The sequence below is a fragment of the Streptomyces sp. 3MP-14 genome (genome assembly GCF_006334905.2).
Classification (GTDB): domain Bacteria; phylum Actinomycetota; class Actinomycetes; order Streptomycetales; family Streptomycetaceae; genus Streptomyces; species Streptomyces triticirhizae.
Genome location: NZ_VDLZ02000007.1, coordinates 239154 through 262864, shown reverse-complemented (window position 1 = coordinate 262864; position 23711 = coordinate 239154). Strand labels below are relative to the sequence as shown.

Below are 23711 nucleotides of genomic sequence, written 5' to 3'. Positions count from 1 at the left end.
CAGCGCGGCCCGGCGGGGTGCCCGGCACCCCGAAAGCCCCGCTGGAGACCCGGCGGTTCGGGTGCGAGCCGCCTTCGGCTCGCACCCGAACCGCCCCGGAGAAAATCACCCCGTGTTGCGGAGGCCCGCCGCCACGCCGTTGACGGTCAGCAGCAGGGCGCGGGAGAGGAGTTGGTCCGGCTCCTCGCCGCGCTTGGCGGCGGCCCGCTGCCGGTGCAGCAGCGTGACCTGGAGATACGAGATCGGGTCCAGATAGGCGTCCCTGATCCGCAGCGTCCGCTGGAGCGCCGGGTTGGCGTCGAGGAGTTCGCTCTCCCCGGTGATCCGCAGCACCTCGGCGACCGTCCGCTCGTGCTCCGCCACGATCGTGTCGAAGACGTGCCGCAGCTCGTCCGGCACCAGCGTGTCCACGTAGTGCCGGGCGATCCGCAGGTCCGTCTTGGCCAGCGTCATCTCGACGTTGGAGAGGAAGTTGCGGAAGAAGTGCCAGTGCTCGAACGCCTCGGCCAGCACCTCGTCGAGTCCGGCCTCCCGGGCGGCCTTCAGGCCCGAGCCGACGCCGAACCAGCCCGGCACGATCTGCCGGGACTGCGTCCAGCCGAAGACCCACGGGATCGCCCGCAGCCCGTCCAGCCCCGCTCCGCTGTCGGGCCGGCGGGACGGCCGGGAGCCCAGGTGCAGCTCGGCGAGCTGGTCGACCGGCGTGGAGGCGAAGAAGTACGCCGGCAGGTCCGGGTCCTCCACCAGGTCGCGGTAGGCGGAGTGCGCCGCCTCGGAGACCGTGTCCATCGCCGCGTCCCAGCGGGCCAGCGCCTGGCTGGACTGGCGCGGCGCGGTGTGCAGCGCGGAGGCCTGGAGGGTGGCGGAGACCGTCAGCTCCAGGTTCTCCCTGGCCAGGGACGGCACCAGGTACTTGTCCGAGATCACCTCGCCCTGCTCGGTGACCTTGATCTCGCCCTCCAGCGTGCCCCACGGCTGCGCCAGGATCGCGTCGTGGGTCGGCCCGCCGCCCCGGCCGACGGTGCCGCCCCGGCCGTGGAACAGCCGCAGCCGCACCCCGTGCCGGTGCGCCACGTCCCGCAGCCGGCGCTGCGCGCGGTGGATCTCCCACTGGGAGGTGGTGATGCCGCCGAACTTCGAGGAGTCGCTGTAGCCGAGCATCACCTCCTGCACGTCGTCCCGCAGCGACACCAGCCGCCGGTAGGAGGGGTCGGAGAGCATCTGGTCCAACAGCTCGTCGGCGATGCGGAGTTCGTCGGTGGTCTCCAGCAGCGGCACGATGCCGATCCTGGCCCAGCCGGCGTGCAGGTCGATCAGCCCGGCCTCCCTGGCCAGCACGGCGGCGGCGAACACGTCGTCCGCGCCCTGGCACATGGAGATGATGTACGACTCGATCACCTCGGGCCCGAAGCTGTCCAGCGCCCGGCGGATCGTCGAGAACACGCCCAGCGTCTTGGCGCCGGCGGCGTCCAGCGGCGCCGGGGTCGGGGCCAGCGGGCGGCGCGAACGCAGCTCCCTGGCCAGCAGCTTGGCCCGGTACTCGCGCGGCATGTCCGCGTACCGCCAGGACTCCTCGCCCAGCCGGTCGAAGAGCTGGCCCAGCGCGTAGTGGTGCGCGTCGGCGTGCTCGCGGACGTCCATGGTGGCCAGTTGCAGGCCGAACGCGGCGATGGTGCGCATCAGCCGCTCCACCCGCCCGCCGGCGATCAGCTCGCCCCGGTGCGCGCGCAGCGAGTCCCGCACCACGGCCAGGTCGGCCAGCAGCCCGCCGGTGCCGAGATAGTCGCGACCGGGCGTGTGCGGGGCGTCGGCGGCCAGCCGCTGGCGGGTGTTGAGCAGCTTCTGCCGGATGCAGGTGACCTTCAGCCGGTAGGGCTCCTCCGCGTTGAGCCGCTTGTAGCGCGGGGTGATCTCGGGCAGCAGCTCCAGGTCGCGGCGGAGCGACTCCAGCAGCTCCTCGCTGGCCCCTGAGTTGCGGATCGAGTTGGAGAGCGCGCTGCGCAGCTCGTCGATGTGGGCCAGCGCGGACTCGATGCCGTGCTCGTGCTGGAGCAGCAGCACGTCCCAGGTGACGGAGGGGGTGACGTTGGGGTTGCCGTCCCGGTCGCCGCCGATCCAGGTGCCGAAGGTCAACGGGCGGGCGTCCGTGGGCAGTTCCGCGCCGGCCCGCTCCAGCTCGGCGGACAGGTCCTCCAGCACGTCGCCGACCGCGCCGGCGTGCAACTCGTCCAGGTAGTAGACCGCGTTGCGCGCCTCGTCGGTCGGCTCGGGGCGGGTGACCCGCAGCTCGTCGGTCTGCCAGATGAGGTCGATGGACTCCGCCAGCCGCAGGTCGGTGCGGCGGCGGTCGCCGCCGTCCTCGCCGGCCGGCCGGTCCAACAGCTCGGCGACCTTGCGGAGCTTGGTGAGCACCGAGCGCCGCGCGGCCTCCGTCGGGTGCGCGGTGAAGACGGGGCGCACGCCCAGTGCGGCGACGGTGGCCCGCAGATGGTCCGGGTCGGCGTCCTTGAGCATGTCGGCGGTGCGGGTCAGCGCCCCGCCCTCGGCCGCGCGGCGCTCGCGCAGCTCCCGCCCACGGTGGACCTGCTCGGTGACGTTGGCCAGATGGAAGTAGATGGAGAACGCGCGCACCAGCTTGGCGGCCGTCGACAGGTCGGTCCGGCCTACCAGTTCGGCGGCGGCCTCGCCGTCGGACCTGGTGAGTGCCCGGACGCGTTCGACCAGTTCGAGCAGCTCGGGGCCGTCCTGCCGCACCAGGGTCTCCCCCAGCAGGTCCCCCAGTCGGCGGATGTCGGCACGCAGCGCGCTACTACTTTCCGGGGTCCCCTTGGCGTCCGGGATCTCGGGCTGGCCAGCGGTCGACGACTCTGGCTGGCGGCTTGGGCTGTCGGGACTGCTCACGGGTGCGGCTCCTCGCAGCTGACTCATCTGGCAGGTCTTGGGCACATACGGACCGCGCTGTCCGACCGTCCCATGGTAGTGAGCCCTCCCCACGGCCTCCGCACCTCTCGGTGACTTCCCCGGCACGGGCCTTGTGGCACCCGGTGAACTGCGATACTTACGTAGGCGTAGGTTACGGCTCCGTAGGTATCCCGAGCCGGTTCCGCCACGGGACACGCGTCGGGCCGTCCGCTCACTCTCCCCGTCCCCCTTCCCCCCTTTTCCGAGGTAGACCCCATGACCACTTCCCCCGATGTGGCACGTCCAACGCCGGCCGAGGCGGCCGACCCCGCCGCGCCGGCCGGTCCCCCCGAACCTGCCCCGCCGCCCGCCGCCACCCTCGGCGGCGAACAGCGCCGCACCGTCGAGCAGTTGGCCCTGCTGCTCTTCATCGTCGTCCCGTTCCTCGCGCTGCTGGCCGCCGTGCCGCTGGCCTGGGGCTGGGGCGTGAGCTGGCTGGACCTGACGCTGCTGGTCGTCTTCTACTTCATCGGCTGCCACGGCATCACCGTGGGGTTCCACCGCCACTTCACCCATGGCGCGTTCAAGGCGAAGCGCCCGGCGCGGATCGCGTTGGCCATCGCCGGCTCGATGGCCGTCGAGGGCCCGCTGGTGCGCTGGGTCGCCGACCACCGCAAGCACCACAAGCACTCCGACGCCGAGGGCGACCCGCACTCCCCCTGGCGCTACGGCGAGTCGGTGCCCGCGCTGCTCAAGGGCCTGTGGTGGGCGCACATGGGCTGGATGTTCGACACCGAGCAGACCAACCAGCACAAGTACGCGCCCGACCTGATCAACGACCCCGACATGCGCCGGGTCTCCCGCCAGTTCGTGCTCTGGACGGTGGTCACACTGACGCTGCCCCCGCTGATCGGCGGGCTGGCCACCTGGTCCTGGCAGGGCGCGCTGACCGCGTTCTTCTGGGGCTCCCTGGTGCGGGTCGCGCTGCTCCACCACGTGACCTGGTCGATCAACTCGATCTGCCACGCGACCGGCAAGCGCCCGTTCCGCTCCCGCGACCGCTCGGGGAACGTGTGGTGGCTGGCCGTTCTCTCCTGCGGCGAGTCCTGGCACAACCTGCACCACGCCGACCCGACCTGCGCCCGGCACGGCGTGGACCGCTGGCAGCTGGACTCCAGCGCGCGGCTGATCCGCTGGATGGAGAAGGCGGGTTGGGTCTACGACGTACGCTGGCCACGGCAGACCCGGCTGGACGCCCGGCGGGTGACCGGGCGGGACGGGGACGCTCGGCGGGACCGGAACGCCTCCGAGAGCAATCGGCAGGAAGGGACCGCGCACAAGACGGCATGATGGGGGCGTGGCGACCGAAGACAGCAGCAGCGACAGCGGCAGGGACAAGGATCGTCCGGTTCGGGCGGCGCGGCGCGGCCGCAGACGCATGACCGGGACCGAACGCCGGGAGCAGTTGCTGGACATCGGTCGCACCCTCTTCGCCGAACGAGGCTTCGAGGGCACGTCGGTGGAGGAGATCGCCGCCAAGGCGGGGGTCTCCAAGCCGGTGGTCTACGAGCACTTCGGCGGCAAGGAGGGGCTCTACGCGGTCGTGGTGGACCGGGAGATGAGCCGGCTGCTGTCGATGGTGACGGGCGCGCTGACCGCCGGGCACCCCAGGGAGCTGCTGGAGCAGGCGGCGTTCGCGCTGCTCGACTACATCGAGCGGTACACCGACGGCTTCCACATCCTGGTGCGGGACTCCCCGGTGGCACAGTCCACGGGGACGTTCGCCTCGCTGATCGGGGACATCGCGACCCAGGTCGAGGACATCCTGGGCCTGGAGTTCAAGAGCCGGGGGTACGACGCCAAGCTGGCGCCGATGTACGCGCAGGCGCTGGTGGGGATGGTGGCGTTGACCGGGCAGTGGTGGCTCAACGTCCGCAAGCCGAAGAAGGCCGAGGTGGCCGCCCATCTGGTGAACCTGGCCTGGCACGGCCTCCAGGGACTTGAGCACCATCCGAAGCTGGTGGGCCGCCGCCGCGTCTGACGCGCTCCCGCGCGGGCGGCCGGCGGGACAGACCTCGGCCCCCCGCCCTCGAACTGTCTGGGGTTCGAAAGCGAGGGGCCGTGGGAGAGCGGCGCGGGAGGAACGGCCTGGCGGCCGGCCGCCGCCGGCGGGAACGCGTCAGTCGTTGATGCCGTTCCTGGACAGGATCGGGATGTCCGACAGCAGGTTCGCCAGCGGGTCGTCGCCGTCGACCTGGGTGGAGTTCTCCGCACAGGTCTGGTCGTTGCTGCTGGTGAGCAGGTCCTGCACGGTGATCGGCACGATGCCGACGACGGAGCCGACGTTGAGCTTGTTGATGTCGGCGACCGGCAGGCAGATGTCGTTCAGCGAGCTGTTGACCAGCGCCATGTTCGGGCTCATGTAGCCACCGGTGGTGGTGTTACCGATCCGGTCCGAGGCGCCGTTGCCGTTGATCGTGGTCAGCTCGGACTCCTCGGCGGCCATGGCCGGGGTGGCGGCGATGCCGGCCATACCGACGGCGGAGGCCGCGACGGCGACCGTGGCAAGCGACTTCTTGATCACTAGCTTGTCCTTCCGAGTTCTGGGATGCCCTGTTTCCGGAGCGCCCTGAACAACGCCGCTGGGTGGATTCCGTTGCCTCCGTTCACCCGAATCGCGCAATCTGAGGCCCCTTGGGGGCTCGTAGGCGCACTCCAGGGGGCGTAAGCGACCCCATCCGCCCCCCATCGTTCGCGCCCCCTCAGGGCGCGGCCTGAAGAAACTCCAGCCGGTTGCCCACCGGGTCGTGGGCGTGGAACCTGCGGTACCCGGGGAACGCCCCGTCCCAGAGCGGCTCGACGCCGGCCTCGGCCAGCCGCGCGGCCAGCGCGTCCAGATCGCGCACCACCAGCGCGGGGTGCGCCTTGCGCGCCGGGCGGAAGTCCGCCTCGACGCCGAGGTGCAGCTCGCAGCCGCCGCTGCGGAACCAGCAGCCGCCCCGGGCGGCCAGCTCCGGCGGCTTGGGCACCTCGGCCATGCCCAGCACCCCGCCGTAGAAGGCGCGCAACGCCGGCTCGCTGCCGGCCGGCACCGCGAGCTGTACATGGTGCAGCGCCGCGATCATGCCGCCCTCCGTCCGACGACGAAGATCCGGCGGAACGGGAAGACCGTGCCGTGCGGTCCCGGCGGGTAGGCGGCGCGCAGCGCGTCGCGGTAGGCGTCCAGGTAGGCGGCCAGTTCCTCCGGGTCCTCTTCGAGGGCGGTGATCACCGGCCGCAGCCCGGTGCCGCGCACCCAGTCCAGCACCGGGTCCTCGCCGGTCAGCCGGTGCAGATAGGTGGTCTCCCAGACGTCCACCTCAGCGCAGAGCGGCGCCAGTTCGGCCAGATAGCCCTCGGGCGCGAGCACCGGGTCGGTGGTGCGCAGCACCCCGGCCAGCCGCTCGCGCCAGCGGGGGCGCTCGGCGATCTGGCGCATCAGGGCGTGGCTGGGGGCGGCGAAGTTCCGCGGCACCTGGAAGGCGAGCGCGCCGCCGGGCGCGAGGGCCCCGACCCAGTCGGCCAGCCGGCGCGGGTGCTCGGGCACCCACTGGAGGGCGGCGTTGGAGACGATCAGGTCGAACGGCTCCGCCGGCCGCCAGCTGGCGAGGTCGGCCTCGACGAAGTCGAGTGCGCCGCCGGGCGCGGCGACCCGGCGGGCCTCGGCGAGCATCTCGGGGGAGTTGTCGTAGCCGGTGACCCGGGCATCCGGCCAGCGCTCGAAGAGCTGGAGGGTCGGCGCGCCGGGCCCGCAGCCCAGATCGGCGATCCTGGGCCGGCCGGGCAACGCGGGGACGCGGGCGAGGAGTTCGGTCAGCGGGCGGGAACGCGCGGCGGCGTGCCGCCCGCACTGCGCGGGGTCCCAACGGGGACGCGGGGTTGTCTGCGGCATGGGAAGATCCTCACGCCGATATATCTCGATGTCAAGAAACTTTAGGCTGTATAGCTCGACGGCGTGAGACTTCACGTCGACACAACACCAACTAGACTGCTCCCATGGAGGACGAGGTTGACCGGCTGGTCGCCGCCTGGCGGCGGGAACGCCCCGATCTGGACGTGGAACCGCTGGAGGTGCTCAGCCGCGTGAGCAGGCTGGCCCGCCACCTGGACCGGGCCAGGCGTCAGGCGTTCGCCGAACACCAGCTGGAGCCCTGGGAGTTCGACGTCCTCACCGCGCTGCGCCGGGCCGGCACGCCGTACCAGCTCTCGCCGGGGCAGCTGCTCACCCAGACCCTGGTGACCTCGGGGACCATGACCAACCGCATCGACCGGCTCGCCAAGAAGGGCCTCGTCGAGCGGCTGCCCGACCCATCGGACCGGCGCGGGGTGCTGGTCAGGCTGACGCCCGCCGGGCGGGACCACGCGGACAGCGCGCTGGCCGGGCTGCTCACCCAGGAACGGGCGATCCTGGCCGACCTCTCCCCCACCCAACGCCGCGACCTGGCCGCCCTCCTCCGCGCCCTGACGGCCCCCTTCGACAACCTCTAGCCTCCGGAGCGGGGTAGCCTGCGGCGCCCCGGAAGCGCCCACGGACCCCAGGGGCGCGGGGAACTGCGCGAACAACCCACCACACACCCGCACCCGACCACCCAACAGACAACCGCAGCACCACCGTCACCCGCAGACCCACCCCCATGCACACCCGCACGAAGACAACGACGCGCGCCCAGACCATCCAGGGGCGCGGGGAACTGCGCGAACAACCCACCACACACCCGCACCCGACCACCCAACAGACAACCGCAGCACCGCCGTCGCCCGCCGACCAACCCCATCACCCGCCGGAGGCACCCCCGCCGGAGGCACCCGCACCCCCACCTCCGGTGGGCGCTCCCCTAATCCACCGGAGGTATCCCCGCTCGGCGCGCCAGCGCCACAGCGGCCAGCGTCGAGTGAACGCCCAGCTTCCCGAGCACGTTCTGCATGTGCGTACGCACGGTGTGCGGCGAGAGATAGAGCCGTTCGGCCACCGCCTTCCGCCCCAGGCCGGCCAACATGCAGCGCAGCACCTCCAGTTCGCGCGGCGTGAGGGACTCCACGAGCCGCTCGCGTTCACCCCGGTGCCTGCGGTCCGCCTGGAGTTCGCGGAGCACGCCGGTGAGCAGGGCGGGCGGGAGGTGGGTCTCGTCGCGCAGCACGCCCCTGATGACCCGCAGCAGCCGCGCCAGCGAGCTGTCCTTGGCCACCCAGCCCCTGGCGTCGGCGGCCAGCGCGCGGGCGGCGGCCGCCGGCTCGTCGGATGCCGCGAGCATGACAGTCCGCAGGGTGGGGAAACCCTCGGCCACCCACGTCAGCAGCGCCGGCTGCTCGGCGCCCGGCTCCACCGCGTCGTCCAACTCCGCGTCCAGCAGCAGCACATCGAACGGCGGGTGCGCGCCGGCCCGCACCCGGGTCAGCAGCTGCCGGGCCGCCGGCACGCTGCCGAGCGCCACCGCCTCCACGTCCGCCTCGGCGGACAGCGCGGTGGCCAGCGACTCAGCGAAGATCCGGTGCTCGTCCACCACCAGCACCCGAATACGGTCCACCGAAAGCCCCTGGGGTCGCGTCGAAGGGGCGGCTCGGCGGGCACGACACCACGGTCCACCTGCTGTCGGACCGCGCGGCCGCCGCCGCGGGGCCCTTCGTCGGACTCGGCGCCGCGCCCACCGTCTCGCCCCCTGATCGGCACCGGCCCCCACCGGTGCTGGGACTCAGCCTACGGCCGGCGCTCCCCGGTGGAAGGGGTTTCGCCGAACCGCGGATATCGGTGCGGTCACGCCGGGAGCCGCCGGGCGCCCGCCGAGGGGATCGCCTCGAAGATCCGGGGCGCGACCAGCCCGGCGCCGGCGAACGCCTCCCCGACGGCCTTGCCCACGCTCGCCACCGACTCCTCGGGCACCAGCGCGATGGCCGAGCCGCCGAAGCCGCCGCCCGTCATCCGGGAGCCCAGCGCGCCGGCCGCGTTGGCCGTGTCGACCGCCAGGTCCAGCTCGGGGCAGGAGACCTCGAAGTCGTCCCTGAGCGAGGCGTGGCCCTCGGTGAGCAACGGGCCGATCTCCCGCGCCCGCCCGGCGTCCAGCAGCTCCACGACCCGCGCCACCCGCCGGTCCTCGGTCACCACGTGGCGCACCCGGCGGCGGACCGCCTCGTCCTCGATCCGCGCCAGCGCCGCGTCCAGCTCGGCGAACGGCACGTCGCGCAGGAACGGGACGCCCAGCGCCGCCGCGCCCGCCTCGCACTCGGCCCGCCGCCTGGCGTAGGCGCCGTCCGCGTGCGCGTGCTTGACCTGGGTGTCCACGACCAGCAGCCGCAGCCCCTCGGCCGCCATGTCGAACGGCACCTGCCGGCCGCTCAGATCGCGGGTGTCCAGGTGGAGGACGTGCCCCTCGACGCAGCTGGCCGAGGCCATCTGGTCGAGGATGCCGCAGGGCATTCCCACGAAGTCGTTCTCGGCGATCTGCCCGATCCGCGCCAACTCGGGTGCGGTCAGGCCCAGTTCGTTGAGGTCGCTCAGCGCGAGCGCGGTGACCACCTCCAGCGCGGCCGAGGAGGACAGGCCGGCGCCGGTCGGCACGTCGGAGGCGAAGCGGATGTCGGCGCCGGTGAGCCGATGGCCGGCCCGCTCCAGCGCCCAGGCGACGCCGGCCGGGTACGCCGCCCAGCCCTCGACCTCGCGGGGCACCAGCGCGTCCAGGCTCAGCTCCACGACCGTCCCGCCGACGTCGCGGGAGCGCAGCCGCAGGGTCCGGTCGGCCCTGCGGGTCGCGGTCGCGACGGCCGAGTGCGGCAGGGCCAGCGGCAGCACGAAGCCCTCGTTGTAGTCGGTGTGCTCGCCGATCAGGTTGACCCGCCCCGGGGCGCTCCACGCGCCGTCGGGGGCGACCCCGAAGACCTGCTCGTGGTCCGTCATGAGGTGCCCTCCTTCCGCTGGGCGAACGCCCAGGCGTCGGCGATGATTCCGGCCAGTTCGGGCCGGCTGGGCCGCCAGCCGAGGCGCTCCCTGGCGCGGTCGGCCGAGGCGACCAGCACGGCCGGGTCGCCGGCGCGGCGGTCGGCCGCGACCTCGGGGATCGGGTGCCCGGTGACCTCGCGGGCGGCCTCGATCACCTCGCGGACCGAGAAGCCGTTGCCGTTGCCCAGGTTGCAGACCAGGTGCTCGCCGGGGACGGCCGCGCCCAGCGCGGCCAGGTGCGCCTCGGCCAGGTCGTCGACGTGGATGTAGTCGCGGACGCAGGTGCCGTCGGGCGTCGGGTAGTCCGTGCCGTAGACCGAGATGGCCTCGCGGCGGCCCTGGGCGACCTGGAGCACGATCGGGATCAGGTGGCTCTCCGGGTCGTGCCGCTCGCCCTGCGCGCCATGCGCGCCGGCCACGTTGAAGTAGCGCAGCGAGACGGCGGCCAGGCCGTGGGCGGCGCACTCGCCGGCGAGCATCTGGTCGACGGCCAGCTTGCTGGCGCCGTAGGGGCTGGTGGGCGCGGTGCGCGCGTCCTCGGTGATGGGCGTGGTGGCGGGCTCGCCGTAGACGGCGGCGGTCGAGGAGAAGACCAGGGTCCGCACGCCGGCGGCGCGCATCGCGGACAGCAGCTCGATGGTGCCGCCGACGTTGTTGCGCCAGTACTTCTCCGGGTTCAGCACGGACTCGCCGACCTGGGAGCTGGCCGCGAAGTGCAGCACCCCGTCGAAGGAGCCGTCCAACCACCTCGCGGCGTCCCGCACGTTGCCCTCGACGAACTCGGCGCCCTCGGGCACGCCCTCGCGGAAGCCGGTGGACAGGTCGTCCAGGACCGTCACCCGGTGGCCCGCCGCCAGCAGATGCGCGGCGACCACCCCGCCCACATAGCCGGCTCCGCCCGTGACCAGATACCTCACTCGCTTGCCACCTCTCGCAGCCGGGCGGCAGCCGCCTCCGGCAGAACATCGCTGACGAACGCCCCCATGCCGGACTCCGAGCCGGCCAGGAACTTCAACTTGTCGGCACTCCGCCTGATCGTGAACAGCTCCAGGTGGAGCGCGAACTCCGACCGGTCGGCCGCGTCGAACGGGGCCTGGTGCCAGCCGGAGATGTAGGGGGTGGGGCCGGCGTCGGGGCCGAAGAGCCGGTCGAAGCGGCGCAGCAGCTCCAGGTAGACGCCGGGGAACTCGGCGCGCTCGGCCTCGTCGAGATCCCGCAGGTCCGGCACCCGGCGGGCCGGGTAGAGGTGGACCTCGTAGGGCCAGCGGGCGGCGTAGGGGACGAACGCGATCCAGTGCGGGGTCTCCAGCACGACCCGGCTGCCGTCGGCGCGTTCGGCGGCGACCTGCTCGTCGAAGAGGTTCCCGCCGGTGCGCCGCCGGTGCTCGGCGACGGCCGCCATCATCCGCTCGGTGACCGGCGTGACGAACGGGTAGCCGTAGATCTGTCCGTGCGGGTGAGCGAGGGTGACGCCGATCTCGGCACCCCGGTTCTCGAAGCAGTAGACCTGGCGGACGCCGGGGAGGCGGGACAGCTCGTCGGTGCGGTCGGTCCAGGCGCTGAGCACCAGCGCGGCCCGCTCCTCGGTGAGGCCGGCGAAGGAGACCTCGTGGTCGGAGGTGAAGCAGACCACCTCGCAGCGGCCCTGGTCGCCGCCGAAGGAGGGGAAGCGGTTCTCGAAGACCGCCACCTGGTAGGAGGCGTCCGGTATCTCGCTGAGCCGGTCGCCCGAGGTGGGGCACAGTGGGCACTGGTCGGCCGGCGGGTGGTAGGTGCGCGACTGGCGGTGCGCGGCGTAGCCGACGTGCTCGCCGAGCAGGGCGTTGTGCCGGATCTCCGAGCTGGAGGTGGTCTTGGGCAGGGGCCGGCGGTCGACCGCTGAGTGGTCGGCTTCGTCGACGTCGTAGTAGATGAGCTCGCGACCGTCGGCCAGAAGAGTCGTGGTCTTCCGCACCCCGGTGTTCGCCCCGGTCCATCGCAGCATCCGGTTTTGCCTCGCCATCCCGCGCAGTCCAGCGCACTCCCCAACAGAATCCAACATAAGGATGCAGGGGAGCACAGCTTCGCGTCAATGTGGTACGGAGCACCGACCGGGGTTCGACCCGCTGGACCGGCAGCCGGGACCGGTCGGGATCAGCCGGTCCGGCCCGCCAGGTGGTCCAACAGGCCGGTGCGGACGGCGAGGGCGGCGGCCTCGAGCCGGGAGGCCGTGCCCAGCTTGGTGAGCAGCCGCTGCACATGGGTGCGGGCGGTGCTGGGGGCGACCCCGAGGCCGGCGGCTATCCGACGGGTGTCCTCGCCCTCCACGATCCGCACCAGCACGTCGGCCTCCCGCTCGGTGAGCAGGCCGGCCAGCCGAACGCCCTCGGCATGGGCGCCGTCGCGCGGGTGCAGCAGTTCGGTGAACGCGTCCCGCAGCAGCGAGGGGGCGACGGCCACCTCGCCGGCCCTGGCCCTGGCCAGGGCGCGCTCCACGCCCTCGATCCGCTCGTCGTGCCGGACATAGCCGCGAGCGCCGGCGGCGAAGGCGGCGGCCACGCCCAGCGGGCGGGGCACCGGGCCCAGCACCACCACCGCGCAGCGCGGGAACTCGCGGTGCAGGCGCGCCACCGGCGCGAGGGCACCCGTGGCCTCGGGGGCCACACAGCCGAACAGGCAGACCTCGGGCTGCTTGCCCAGCACCAGCTCCACCGCCCTGGCCGCCGGCGAGCCGGCCGCCAACACCCGGTGCCCGCGCACCCGCAGCGCCGAGGCCAGCGCCTCGGCGACCAGCCGACGATCGTCGACCACCACCACCCTGTGCGTCATCCTCGCCCCTCCCCTGGACCGTGACCGTGGAGCCTCCTCCAGGGGCGGGGCCGGTCCTGCGGGACGCCGGACCGGCCCGAACGCGACGCCTCAGCCCGGGCTCACCGGTAGGCGAGCACCGAGGGCGGCGACTCCTCGTCCTCGTAGGTCGTGCGGTCGACCAGGACCAGGGTGTTCTCGTGCCACATCGGGAGGTTGTCGTGCGGGAACATGCCGCCGCCCATCATGGCGTACTCCTTCTCCCGCGCGGCCCGGTCGAGCGCCATCACCGCGCTCACCGACTCCTCCTCGGGGTCGAGCGCGACGACCATGCCCTCCAGCTCGTAGTCGGCCGGCTGGTACGCGAGGATCTTGCCGTCCTGCACGGCGAACGGCCGTATCGCGCCCCCGTTGATCGCGTCGGCCTCGTACTCGGCCTGCCCGGTGGAGAGGTTGAACGCGACCACCGCGTTGTCCCCGGCGACGTCGTTGGTGGCCAGGTAGAGGTAGCCCTCGTGGACCACGCCCAGCGGGCAGGAGGGGAACATCAGCGTCTCGCACGGCGTGACGTAACGGGTGCTGTCGTAGTCGAGGACGTGCTGGAAGTCGGTGCGGTCCTCGTTGACCACCACGATCTTCTCCGAGCCGTCCGTCAGCTCCTCGCCGACGTTGATCAGGAGGGTCAGCGGGGAGACCGAGATGAGGGAGCGGACCTCTATCGGCTCGCCCTCGAACTCGGTGAACTCGAACTCCCAGGTCGGGTTCCCCGCCTCGTCGGTGGCCCGGACGCTGCCGCCCTCCTCGCCGAGCCAGCCGCACTCCATCAGGGAGACGAACTCCTGCTCGACCACCATGTAGGAGACCTCGGCGCAGTCCCTGGTCTCCGTGGAGGAGACCCACAGCTGGTCGCCGGTCGAGATCTGGTACCCGCCGCCGCCGATGCCCCAGCTGACCGCGACGGTGTCGCCCAGGATGGCCGGGTAGTCGTACTGGTCGGGGGTGATGGAGCTGTTGAGCGGGATGCTGGTGATCTCCTCGCCGGCGGCGATGTCCACCACGGAGACCACCTCGCAGTCCCGGCCCTGGAGGATCGCGATGCGGTTCTCGTCGACGTTGGGCGAGGCGTTGCAGTCGCCGCCGGACAGCTCGAAGGGCAGCGTCCAGTTCTCCTGGCCGGTGGCCAGGTCGTAGGAGATCAGCTCGTTGCCCAGGACCCGGACCAGGGCGTCGTCGACGAACCAGGCGCCCTTGGAGCGGACCAGGATCTCGTCGGTCGCGACCTCGATCGGCGGGACCTCCCAGGCCAGGCTGGACTGGATGGGCTCGGCCGGCAGCGTGCCACCGCCGCCCTCGCCACCGCCGCCCTCGGCTCCGCCCTCCGGGTCCGGGTCGCCGCCGCCGGCGTCGCGGTTCTCCGCCGAGGTGTTCTTGTCGCCGTCGGAGACCAGGAACCAGGTGCCGCCGCCGGCCAGCAGCACCACCAGCACCACGCCGAGCACCAGCGCCCACACGGGCGGGCGCTTCGAGCCGCCGGGGGACCCGGGCGGGACGAACCCGCCGGGGCCGGGAACGCCCGGGGCACCCGGGGCGCCGAAGCCGGCCTGGCCGCCGGCCGTGGGCGGCGAGGCGTAGGGCCCGGCCGGCGGCGTGGCCTGGAACCCGCCGCCCAGCGTGGCCTGTTGACTGGCCGGCGGCGTCGGCCCGCCCTGCGGGAAGCCGTACCCGGCACCGCCGGGCGGCGTCCCCGGGTACCCGTACCCGGCGGCGGCCGGCGGGGTCCCCGGGGTCTGCGGGTAGCCGTACCCCGGCTGCCCTGGCTGGCCCTGCGGGGGAACGGCGGGGGACGACGGCGGGGTGCGGGGGTCGCCCTCACCCGCTTCGGGCGCGGGCGTGCCGTACGAGGGGGTGCCCGAGGGCGGGGCCGGCGGCGGCACCGGCGGGCCGAAGCCGCCCTGCGCCGCCGGGGGCTGCTCGGGCTGCTCCCCCGGCGGGCCGGGAGGCTGGTTCGGTGGCGGCGGCTGAGACATCGTTCCCCCTGGGCCGGACAGTCACTGGGACTTCGGGCGCTCTTGCCCGACTTGTGCGGACAAGACCGCGATGGCAGCGGTCGCGCACACGGTTCCTCTTTCTATCACCGGACTCCGACAGTGCCCGGCCCGGTTGCGGTTACGCGACAGCCGTGACCGGCCCGCAACCAAAAGGTGGCGTTGGCGGGATGAGCCCCGGAGAAGACCTCGGAGAAGATCTCTGGCGGAAAGCGAAGCGAAACGAAGCGACAGCGATCCGACAGCGAACCGACGCGGCTCAGGCCTCGCCCTCTTCGGCCAGTTCCAGCCAGCGGGTCTCCAACCGGTCCCGCTCCTGGGAGACTTCCCGAAGCCGCGCGTCGAGTTCCGCGACCCGGGCGAAGTCGGTCGCGTGCTCGGCCATCTCGGCGTGCAGCTCGCTCTCCCGCGCGCCCAGCTTGTCCAACTGCCGCTCGATCCGCTGGATCTCCTTCTGGGCGGCCCGGGACAGCTGGGCCGGCTTGGCCGCCGGCCGCTCGGCCGCAGGCGCGCTCGTCCTGGCCGCGTCCGCCGCCGACTCCCGCAGCCGCGCCCGGCGTTCGAGGTACTCGTCGATGCCGCGCGGCAGCATCCGCAGCGCGCCGTCACCGAGCAGCGCGAGGACCGTGTCGGTGACCCGCTCCACGAAGTAGCGGTCGTGGCTGATCACCACGAGCGACCCGGGCCAGCCGTCCAGCAGGTCCTCCAGCTGCGTCAGCGTCTCGATGTCCAGGTCGTTGGTGGGCTCGTCGAGGAAGAGGACGTTGGGCTCGTCCATCAGCAGCCGCAGCAGCTGGAGTCGGCGGCGCTCGCCGCCGGAGAGGTCGCCGACCGGCGTCCACTGGCGCTCCTTGCCGAAGCCGAAGCGCTCGCAGAGCTGGGAGGCCGTCATCTCCCGGCCCTTTCCCAGGTCGACGCGGGCGCGCACGCTCTCCACGGCCTGCAACACCCGCCAGGTCGGGTCGAGTTCCACGACCTCCTGGGAGAGGTAGGCCAGCCGCACCGTCTTTCCCACGGTGATCCGGCCCTCGGTCAGCAGCGGGGAGTCCTCGCCCCAGGCCGTCTCGGCCAGCGCGCGCAGCAGCGAGGTCTTGCCCGCGCCGTTCACGCCGACCAGGCCGACCCGGTCCCCCGGGCCCAACTGCCAGGTGAGGCGGGTCAGCAGGGTCCGCCCGCCGTCGCCCTCGGCGCCGACCCGGACGGTGACGTCCTCCAGGTCGAAGACGGTCTTTCCCAGTCGGGCGCTGGCGAAGCCCATCAGCTCGGCGCTGTCCCGGGGCGGCGGCACGTCGGCGATCAGCTCGTTGGCCGCCTCGACGCGGAACCTGGGCTTGCTGGTGCGGGCCGGGGCGCCGCGCCGCAGCCAGGCCAGCTCCTTGCGGACCAGGTTCTGCCGCCTGGCCTCCTCGCTGGCCGCGATCCGCTCCCGCTCGGCGCGGGCGAAGACGTAGTCGCTGTAGCCGCCCTCGTAGCCGTGCACGGTGCCGTGCTGCACGTCCCACATCCGGGTGCAGACCCGGTCGAGGAACCAGCGGTCGTGGGTGACCACCACCAACGCCGAACGCCGGCCGGCCAGATGGGCGGCGAGCCAGGAGATGCCCTCCACGTCGAGGTGGTTGGTCGGCTCGTCGAGCACGATCAGGTCCTGCTCGGCGATGAGCAGCCTGGCCAGCGCGATCCGGCGCCGTTCGCCGCCGGAGAGCGGGCCGATCACGGTGTCCAGGCCCTGCGGGAAGCCGGGCAGGTCGAGCCCGCCGAACAGGCCGGTGAGCACGTCGCGGACCCGGGCGTCGCCGGCCCACTCGTGGTCGGCCAGCTCGCCGATGACCTCCTGGCGGACGGTGGCCTTCGGGTCGAGCGAGTCGTGCTGGGTGAGCACCCCGAGGCGCAGCCCGCCGGAGTGGGTGACGCGGCCGTCGTCCGGTGGTTCCTGCCGGGCGAGGAGGCGGATCAGGGTGGTCTTGCCGTCGCCGTTGCGGCCCACCACGCCGATCCGGTCGCCCTCGTTGACGCCGAGGGAGACCCCGTCGAGGAGCGCTCGGGTCCCGTAGACCTTGCTGATGGCTTCGAGGTTGACCAGGTTTCTGGCGCCTCGGGCGGTGGTGCTGGACGGCGCCGACCTGGCGGTCCTGGACGGTTCAGGCATGGGAGTCGATGGTAGTCGCCCCGGCGGCGGGCCCGGTCGTCGCGCGGGCGGCGCGGCAGTGGCCGGAGGCCGCGAGGGTCGCGGCGATGGCGGCGGCCGCCTCGGCGTCGGCGGCCAGGAAGGCGCAGCTGGGGCCGGAGCCGGAGACCAGGCCCGCGAGGGCGCCGGCCGCCCGGCCGGCGGCCAGGGTCTCGGCGAGCGCGGGCCGCAGCGCGAGGGCGGCGGGCTGGAGGTCGTTGGCGAGGGTCGGCGCCAGCGCGGCGGCGTCGCCGGCGGCGAGCGCGGCCAGCAGCGCCGGGTCGGGATCGGGCGGCGGAACGGGGGCGGCGCCGCGCAGCCGGTCGCACTCGCGGTAGACGGCCGGCGTGGACAGGCCGCCGTCGGCCAGCGCGAAGACCCAGTGGAAGACGCCGCCGACCGGCAGCTCGGTGAGCCGCTCGCCCCTGCCCCGGCCCAGCGCCGCGCCGCCGACCAGGCTGAACGGCACGTCGGAGCCCAACTCGGCGCACAGCGCGAGCAGTACGTCGCGGGGCGTGGCGGTGCGCCACAGCCGGTCGCAGGCCAGCAGGGCGCCGGCGGCGTCGGCGCTGCCGCCGGCCATCCCGCCGGCGACCGGGATGTCCTTGACGATGTCCAGCCGCACCCGGGGGTCGAGCCCGTGGTGCTTGGCGAGCAGCCGGGCGGCGCGCACCGCCAGGTTGCGGTCGTCGGTGGGCACCTGCTCGCTGCCGGGACCGACGCAGCGGACCGAGAGCGTCTCGGCCTCGGTCGCGGTGACCAGGTCGTGCAGCCCGACGGCGAGGAAGACGTTGGCCAGGTCGTGGAAGCCGTCGGGGCGCGGCGGGCCCACGGCCAGCTGGACGTTGACCTTGGCGGGCACGCGGACGGTGACGGAGGGCGCGGCGGTCATCGGTGGGTCCTCGGGAGCGGGGTCAACGGGCGGGGCGGGCGGGGGCGTTCGAGCCCGGTCGGCCGGCGGGTCGGCAGGGTCGGGTCGGGTCGGGTCGGGTCAATCCTGCGGCCGATGCCGCGACTGGTCCTGCGACCGGTCGTGCGGCCGGTGCTCGGCGAGCCGCGCGTAGTCGGCCACGGTCAGCGACTCGCCCCGGGCGGTCGGCGGCACGCCGGCCGCCCGGCAGGCGGCCTCGGCGGCGGCCGGCGAGCCGGCCCAGCCGGCCAGCGCGGCGCGCAGCGTCTTGCGGCGCTGCGCGAAGGCCGCGTCCACCACGGCGAAGACCTCGGCCCTGCTGGCGGTGGTGGCCGGCGGCTCGCGCCGGGTCAGCGCGACCAGCCCCGAGTCGACCCGGGGCGCCGGCCAGAACACGGTCCGGCCGATGGCGCCGGCCCGCCGCGCCTCGGCGTACCAGGCGGTCTTCACCGACGGCACCCCGTACACCTTCGAGCCGGGCGGCGCGGTCAGCCGGTCGGCGACCTCGGACTGCACCATCACCAGGCCGCGCGCCAGGCCGGGGAAGGTGGCCAGCAGGTGCAGCAGCACGGGAACGGCCACGTTGTAGGGGAGGTTGGCGACCAGCGCGTCCGGCGGCGGTCCCGGCAGCTCGGTGATGGTCAGCGCGTCGGCGTGCACCAGCGCGAACCGGTCGGCGCGCGCCGGGAGGCGTGCGCTTACGGTGGCGGGCAGCGCGGCGGCCAGCGTGTCGTCGATCTCGACGGCCACCACCCGGTCGGCCACCGACAGCAGCGCCAGCGTCAGCGAGCCGAGCCCGGGCCCGACCTCCAACACCACGTCGTCCGCGCCGACCTCGGCGGCCCGCACGATCCGGCGCACCGTGTTGGCGTCGATCACGAAGTTCTGCCCGCGCTGCTTGCTGGGGCGCACGCCCAGCGCGCTGGCCAGCTCGCGCACCTCGGCCGGGCCGAGCAGCGCCGTGGGCTCCGGGCTCACCCGAAGGCCCGCTCGGTGTTGGCGGCGACATGGCGGCCGAGTTCGGCCTCGTCCATCCCCTTGACCTCGGCCATCGCGCGCAGCGTGACCGGGATCAGATAGGGCGCGTTGGGCCGGCCACGGAACGGCGCCGGGGTCAGGAACGGGGCGTCCGTCTCGACCAGCAGCAGCTCCGGCGGCGCCACCGCCAGGGCGTCGCGCAGCGGCTGGGCGCTGGCGAAGGTGACATTGCCGGCGAACGACATGAAGTACCCCTCGGCGGCGCAGGTCTCGGCCATCGCCGCGTCGCCCGAGTAGCAGTGGAAGACGGTGCGCCGGGGCGCGCCCTCCTCCTTCAGGATGCGCAGCACGTCGGCGTGCGCGTCCCGGTCGTGGATCACCAGCGCCTTGTCCAGCTCCTTGGCGAGCCGCAGATGGGCGCGGAACGAGCGCTGCTGGGCGGCGACGCCGTCGGGCCCGGTGCGGTAGTAGTCGAGCCCGGTCTCGCCGATCGCCCTGACCTGCGGCGCCTTAGCCAGCTCGGCGATCTCGGCCAGCGCGGCGTCCAGCGCGCCCTGGCCCTCCTCCGTCTCGATGCGGGGGGCCTCGTTGGGGTGCAGCGCGACGGCCGCCCAGATCGCCTCGGGGTGTTCGGCGGCGACCTTGACCGCCCAGTGGGCGCGGGCCACGTCGCAGCCGATCTGCACCAGCCGGGGCACCCCGACGGCCGTTGCCTTGGCCAGCGCCTCCTCGACCGTGCCCTGCTGCATGTCGAGATGGGTGTGGGCGTCGGCGACGGGCACGGCCAGCGGCTCGGGAAGGGGCGGCGGCACGTGCTCGGTGGCCTTCGCCTTGGCGGACTTGGGCATGGCCCGATCCTACGGCGGGTTCGGGCGGCCGCCGGCCGGTCACCCCAGCGGGGGCTCCTCCTCGGGACCTTCGGGCGGCAGGACGGCGGCGACCGTTCCGGCCTTCAGCACGCGCACCCGGTGGCCGCCGCAGTTGGGGCAGGAGGGATGGGTGAGCGGGGAGGGCACCGGGCGCCCGTCCACGAGGTAACGCACTGCGGGCTGGCCGCCGAGGTCGGTGATGTGCTCGATCGCGAACTCCTGCTCCCAGGCGAAGCCGCAGCTGAGGCAGGCGAAGGCGTAGGACTCGTGGGTGTGGGCGCGGTCGTCGGCCGCCATGGGAGCCCCCTTAGCGCCGGGCTGGTGTCGCGGCTCGGTCCGCGACGGGTGTCGCGGAGGGGCCGCGCCAAGGCCACATAACAGACAGAACCACCCTAACCCCGTGGTTTCGCCGCCACCACCGCGTCGAAGACCGCCCGCTTGGGCAGCCCGGCCTCCCGCGCGACCTCGGCGATCGCCTCCTTGCGCCGCTGCCCCGCCGCCTCCCTGGCCGCCACCCGCGCGACCAGCTCGCCCGGCTCGGCCGCCGCCCCCGCCGGCTCGGCACCCGCGACCACCACGGTGATCTCGCCGCGCACCCCCGGCTCGGCCCAGCCCGCCAGCTCGGCCAGCGGGCCGCGCCGCACCTCCTCGTAGGTCTTGGTCAACTCCCGGCAGACGGCGGCCCGGCGCTCCGCGCCGAACGCCTCGGCCATCGCCGCGAGGGACGCGGCCAGCCGGTGCGGCGACTCGAAGAAGACCAGCGTGCGGCGCTCCTCGGCCAGCTCCCGCAGCCGGGCCGCCCGTTCCCCCGGCTTGCGCGGCGGAAAGCCCTCGAAGCAGAACCGGTCAACGGGCAACCCCGACACCGCCAGCGCCGTCAGCACGGCCGAGGGACCGGGCACCGCCGTCACCCGCACCCCGCGCGCCACGGCGGCGGCCACCAGCCGGTAGCCGGGGTCGGAGACCGAGGGCATCCCGGCGTCGGTGACCAGCAACACCCGCGCGCCGCCGACCAGTTCCCCGGTCAGCTCCGGGGTGCGGGCCGCCTCGTTGCCCTCGAAGTAGGAGACCACCCGGCCGCCGACCGTCACCCCCAGCGTCGCCGCCAGCCGCCGCAGCCGGCGGGTGTCCTCCGCCGCCACCACGTCGGCCTCGGCCAGCTCGGCCGCCAGTCGCGGCGAGGCGTCGGCCGCCTCGCCGATCGGGGTGCCAGCCAGCACCAGAACGCCCTCACCCGTGCCCGTCACGACCCCATCCTCACCCATCGGCCGGGGCCCGCCGGCCACCGGATGCCAAGATGGCCCGTGATGAGCAGCCAGACCGTGACCGACGCACCGCCGGAGCACCCGAGGCAGCCCGCGGGCTGGGCCGCGCGGCTGCGCGCCTTCGGATACCTGCCCCAACGCGCCGGCGACCTGCGGGAACGCCTGGTGCCCGGCCATCCGGAGCCGGGCAGCTGGATGTGGCGCTACCTCGGCTTCTCGACCTCGGCCGCCGGCCGGCTGGCGCGGGCCACCGCCTGGGGCGGCCCGCTGCTGGTCGCCCTGCTGGCCGGAGTGCTGCGCTTCGTGAACCTCGGCTCGCCGAACGCCGTGATATTCGACGAGACGTACTACGCCAAGGACGCCTGGTCGCTGCTGAGGCTCGGCTACGAGACCGACTGGCCGGAGAAGGCCAACGAGCAGATCATCGAGGGCGCGACGCCGCTCGGCGACACCGCCGCCTATGTGGTGCACCCGCCGGCCGGCAAGTGGGTCATCGCGCTGGGCGAGTGGTTCTTCGGACTGACGCCGTTCGGCTGGCGGTTCATGGTCGCGCTGCTCGGCACGCTCTCGGTGCTGATGGTCTGCCGCATCGGCCGGCGCCTGTTCCGCTCCACCGCGCTGGGCTGCCTGGCCGGGCTGCTGCTGGCCGTGGACGGGCTGCACTTCGTGATGAGCCGCACCGCGCTGCTCGATCTGGTGCTGATGTTCTGGCTGTTGGCGGCCTTCGGCTGCCTGCTGATCGACCGCGACGCGGCCCGCGCCCGGCTCGCCGCCGCGCTGCCCACCGGGCCCGACGGGCTGCTGCGCTCCGACCCGTCGGTGGCCGAACGCCTCGGCCTCGGCCTGCGGCCCTGGCGGCTGGCCGCCGGGGTCTGCCTCGGGCTGGCCTGCGCCACCAAGTGGAACGGGCTCTATGTCCTCGCCGCCTTCGGCCTGATGGCGGTGCTCTGGGATGCGGGCGCGCGCCGTTCCGCCGGCGCGCGCGCCCCCTACCGCACGGTGCTGCGGCGCGACGCGCTGCCCGCGTTCTCCTCCCTGGTGCCGGTGGCGCTGGTCACCTATCTCGCCTCCTGGGCCGGTTGGTTCGCCACCTCCGGCGGCTACTACCGGAACTGGCACAACGAGGCCGGCGCCGACAGCTCCTTCTCCTGGGTGCCCGGGCCGCTGCGCAGCCTGTGGCACTACACCTTCGAGGTCTACGACTTCCATGTGGCGCTGACCTCCAGCCACCCCTACGAGTCCAACCCGTTCAGCTGGCTGGTCGCCGCCCGCCCCGTCACCTACTACTACGTCTCGGCCGACCCCGACCAGCCGCTGTCCCCGAGCAACCCGGACTCCCCGGTCTGCGGCTACGCCAGCGGCTGCGTCCGCGAAGTGCTCGCCCTGGGCACGCCGTTGCTGTGGTGGACGGCCTGCGTGGCGCTGGCGTACGCGCTCTGGCGCTGGCTGTTCCGCCGCGACTGGCGCGCCGGCGCGATCCTGTGCGCGGTGGGCGCCGGCTATCTGCCGTGGCTGCTGTACCAGGAACGCACCATCTTCTACTTCTACGCGGTGGTGCTGACCCCGTTCCTCTGCCTGGCGGTCGCCTTCCTGGTCGGCGCCCTCCTCGGCCCCCCGGGCAGCTCCGAACGACGGCGGGTCATCGGCATCGTGACGGTCGGCGTGCTGGTGCTGCTGATCGTCTGGAACTTCATCTACTTCTACCCGATCTACACCGGCGAGGAGATCTCCCGCGAGGGCTGGCGGGCCCGCATGTGGCTGCCGACCTGGATATAGCGGGAAAACGTTCCCACCATCGTTCCGGTGGCAGAACCATTGCGCCCGGGGGGAGTTACGGATGCAATGTGCACGACAGCCACCCCCTCTCGAAGTGAGGACGCGACCATGATCCGGTCACGGCTCATTCCCGCCTCGTCCGTGGCCGCCCTGGCCCTGGTGGCCGCCGGGCTCGGGGCGACTCCCGCCGCCGCCCAGGACGGCGCGACCGTCAGCGCCGACTGGGACGGGCGCGCCCCGTCCATCGTGTTCGAGGGCGGCTCCGGGGACAACCACCTCTCCGTCTTCTCCATGGACACCGGCGACGAGGTGCGGCGCGTCGGCTTCACCGACGTGGTGCCGATCGAGGCCGGCGCGCACTGCACGCACCCCGAGCCGGACAACGAGACGTTCGTCGCCTGCGAGTTGCCCGTCGGCGGCGACCGCGAGGACGACATCCGCGTCCTGCTCGGCGACGGCGACGACTACGTCATGACCAGCGAGGCCGCCGTCACCCTGGTCCGGGGCGGCGCGGGCGACGACGAGTTGCACGCCCACACCGCCGAGGTGGTCAAGGGCGACGACGGCGACGACATGCTGATGGGCCACGGCGTCCTCTTCGGCGGCAACGGCGACGACCACCTGATGGGCCAGCCCATCGACGAGGTGCTGCACGGCGGGCCGGGCAACGACATGATCGACGCCTGGGGCGGCGACGACGTCGTCTACGGCGACTCGGGCGACGACCACATCTCCGGCGGCGAGGGCGACGACATCCTGATCGGCGGCACCGGCGACGACATGATCAGCGGCGACGAGGGCCGCGACCTCATCATCGGCTGGCCGGGCAACGACCACGTCGAGCAGTGACGAACGAAACGACCCCGCACCCGCCCACCGGCCGCGCCCGGTGGGCGGCCCGCTTTCAGGACACGGGCAGGACACGTCCTCGCATAGGCGCGGTCTCACCGGCCCCCGGGGCGCACCGCTACGGCGGGTAGCCGGTAGGCTGCGGTCAGCGGGTGGAACGGCGGACGAAACGGCGACATCCGCGCTGGTGGCACGGT

At 73.6% G+C, this 23711-nt stretch carries 21 protein-coding genes; 5 read left to right on the top strand and 16 right to left on the bottom strand.

What is annotated here, in order from left to right:
• Positions 1 to 105: 105 nt before the first annotated feature.
• Entirely contained in the window at positions 106 to 2901 is a 2796-nt protein-coding gene (gene ppc, locus FH609_RS14170; RefSeq protein WP_226961648.1) for a phosphoenolpyruvate carboxylase, read from the bottom strand.
• Positions 2902 to 3177: 276 nt separating this feature from the next.
• Here ppc and FH609_RS14165 point away from each other — a divergent pair, with 276 nt between their 5' ends.
• Together FH609_RS14165 and FH609_RS14160 are read left to right on the top strand one after the other, a co-directional pair.
• The gene (locus FH609_RS14165; RefSeq protein WP_139669418.1) at positions 3178 to 4251 is read left to right on the top strand and encodes an acyl-CoA desaturase; all 1074 of its coding nucleotides are present in this window, start codon (positions 3178 to 3180) and stop codon (positions 4249 to 4251) included.
• Positions 4252 to 4258: 7 nt separating this feature from the next.
• The gene (locus tag FH609_RS14160) at positions 4259 to 4942 is read left to right on the top strand and encodes a TetR/AcrR family transcriptional regulator (protein WP_139669415.1); all 684 of its coding nucleotides are present in this window, start codon (positions 4259 to 4261) and stop codon (positions 4940 to 4942) included.
• Positions 4943 to 5080: 138 nt separating this feature from the next.
• Here FH609_RS14160 and FH609_RS14155 read toward each other — a convergent pair whose 3' ends face one another.
• The 3 genes from FH609_RS14155 to FH609_RS14145 form a co-directional block, all read right to left on the bottom strand.
• Positions 5081 to 5485, bottom strand: coding sequence for a rodlin (locus FH609_RS14155; protein ID WP_139669413.1), 405 nt, complete (start codon positions 5483 to 5485; stop codon positions 5081 to 5083).
• Between the two features lie 178 nt (positions 5486 to 5663).
• Positions 5664 to 6026: a VOC family protein gene (locus FH609_RS14150; protein WP_139669411.1), complete on the bottom strand. Its 363-nt coding sequence runs from the start codon at positions 6024 to 6026 to the stop codon at positions 5664 to 5666.
• Positions 6023 to 6832 (bottom strand): trans-aconitate 2-methyltransferase, encoded by an 810-nt coding sequence (locus tag FH609_RS14145; RefSeq protein WP_139669409.1) that lies wholly within the window; start codon positions 6830 to 6832, stop codon positions 6023 to 6025. Before FH609_RS14145 ends, FH609_RS14150 begins: the two co-directional genes overlap by 4 nt.
• A 104-nt stretch (positions 6833 to 6936) precedes the next feature.
• Here FH609_RS14145 and FH609_RS14140 point away from each other — a divergent pair, with 104 nt between their 5' ends.
• Entirely contained in the window at positions 6937 to 7428 is a 492-nt protein-coding gene (locus tag FH609_RS14140) for a MarR family winged helix-turn-helix transcriptional regulator (RefSeq protein WP_139669407.1), read from the top strand.
• 347 nt (positions 7429 to 7775) lie between these two features.
• On the opposite strand, the gene FH609_RS14135 is transcribed toward FH609_RS14140, so the two are convergent.
• The 12 genes from FH609_RS14135 to rsmI all read right to left on the bottom strand — a co-directional run bounded on the left by FH609_RS14135 (position 7776) and on the right by rsmI (position 20889).
• Positions 7776 to 8465: a helix-turn-helix transcriptional regulator gene (locus FH609_RS14135; protein WP_139669405.1), complete on the bottom strand. Its 690-nt coding sequence runs from the start codon at positions 8463 to 8465 to the stop codon at positions 7776 to 7778.
• A 227-nt stretch (positions 8466 to 8692) separates the two neighbouring features.
• Positions 8693 to 9829 (bottom strand): galactokinase, encoded by a 1137-nt coding sequence (gene galK / locus FH609_RS14130; RefSeq protein ID WP_139669403.1) that lies wholly within the window; start codon positions 9827 to 9829, stop codon positions 8693 to 8695.
• Positions 9826 to 10788: a UDP-glucose 4-epimerase GalE gene (gene galE, locus FH609_RS14125; protein WP_139669401.1), complete on the bottom strand. Its 963-nt coding sequence runs from the start codon at positions 10786 to 10788 to the stop codon at positions 9826 to 9828. Before galE ends, galK begins: the two co-directional genes overlap by 4 nt.
• On the bottom strand, positions 10785 to 11825 hold the full coding sequence (galT, locus tag FH609_RS14120; RefSeq protein WP_139669490.1) for a galactose-1-phosphate uridylyltransferase: 1041 nt from the start codon (positions 11823 to 11825) through the stop codon (positions 10785 to 10787). The genes galE and galT overlap by 4 nt, the downstream gene beginning before the upstream one ends.
• Before the next feature lie 179 nt (positions 11826 to 12004).
• On the bottom strand, positions 12005 to 12679 hold the full coding sequence (locus FH609_RS14115; protein ID WP_139669399.1) for a helix-turn-helix transcriptional regulator: 675 nt from the start codon (positions 12677 to 12679) through the stop codon (positions 12005 to 12007).
• A 101-nt stretch (positions 12680 to 12780) separates the two neighbouring features.
• Positions 12781 to 14685 (bottom strand): PQQ-binding-like beta-propeller repeat protein, encoded by a 1905-nt coding sequence (locus FH609_RS14110; RefSeq protein ID WP_139669397.1) that lies wholly within the window; start codon positions 14683 to 14685, stop codon positions 12781 to 12783.
• 277 nt (positions 14686 to 14962) lie between these two features.
• Complete coding sequence (locus tag FH609_RS14105; RefSeq protein WP_139669395.1) at positions 14963 to 16849, bottom strand: ABC-F family ATP-binding cassette domain-containing protein; 1887 nt, start codon at positions 16847 to 16849, stop codon at positions 14963 to 14965.
• A complete protein-coding gene (locus FH609_RS14100; RefSeq protein WP_139669393.1) occupies positions 16842 to 17759 on the bottom strand; it encodes a 4-(cytidine 5'-diphospho)-2-C-methyl-D-erythritol kinase in 918 nt (305 codons plus the stop codon). Before FH609_RS14100 ends, FH609_RS14105 begins: the two co-directional genes overlap by 8 nt.
• A gap of 99 nt (positions 17760 to 17858) precedes the next feature.
• Entirely contained in the window at positions 17859 to 18755 is an 897-nt protein-coding gene (rsmA, locus tag FH609_RS14095) for a 16S rRNA (adenine(1518)-N(6)/adenine(1519)-N(6))-dimethyltransferase RsmA (RefSeq protein ID WP_139669391.1), read from the bottom strand.
• Positions 18752 to 19603: a TatD family hydrolase gene (locus FH609_RS14090; protein WP_139669389.1), complete on the bottom strand. Its 852-nt coding sequence runs from the start codon at positions 19601 to 19603 to the stop codon at positions 18752 to 18754. The genes rsmA and FH609_RS14090 overlap by 4 nt, the downstream gene beginning before the upstream one ends.
• A gap of 39 nt (positions 19604 to 19642) precedes the next feature.
• Complete coding sequence (locus FH609_RS14085; RefSeq protein ID WP_139669387.1) at positions 19643 to 19921, bottom strand: hypothetical protein; 279 nt, start codon at positions 19919 to 19921, stop codon at positions 19643 to 19645.
• 95 nt (positions 19922 to 20016) lie between these two features.
• Positions 20017 to 20889 (bottom strand): 16S rRNA (cytidine(1402)-2'-O)-methyltransferase, encoded by an 873-nt coding sequence (gene rsmI, locus FH609_RS14080; protein ID WP_405379019.1) that lies wholly within the window; start codon positions 20887 to 20889, stop codon positions 20017 to 20019.
• Positions 20890 to 20931: 42 nt separating this feature from the next.
• Here rsmI and FH609_RS14075 point away from each other — a divergent pair, with 42 nt between their 5' ends.
• The gene (locus FH609_RS14075; RefSeq protein ID WP_226961647.1) at positions 20932 to 22665 is read left to right on the top strand and encodes a dolichyl-phosphate-mannose--protein mannosyltransferase; all 1734 of its coding nucleotides are present in this window, start codon (positions 20932 to 20934) and stop codon (positions 22663 to 22665) included.
• A 108-nt stretch (positions 22666 to 22773) separates the two neighbouring features.
• On the top strand, positions 22774 to 23514 hold the full coding sequence (locus FH609_RS14070) for a calcium-binding protein (protein WP_139669381.1): 741 nt from the start codon (positions 22774 to 22776) through the stop codon (positions 23512 to 23514).
• Positions 23515 to 23711: the final 197 nt, after the last annotated feature.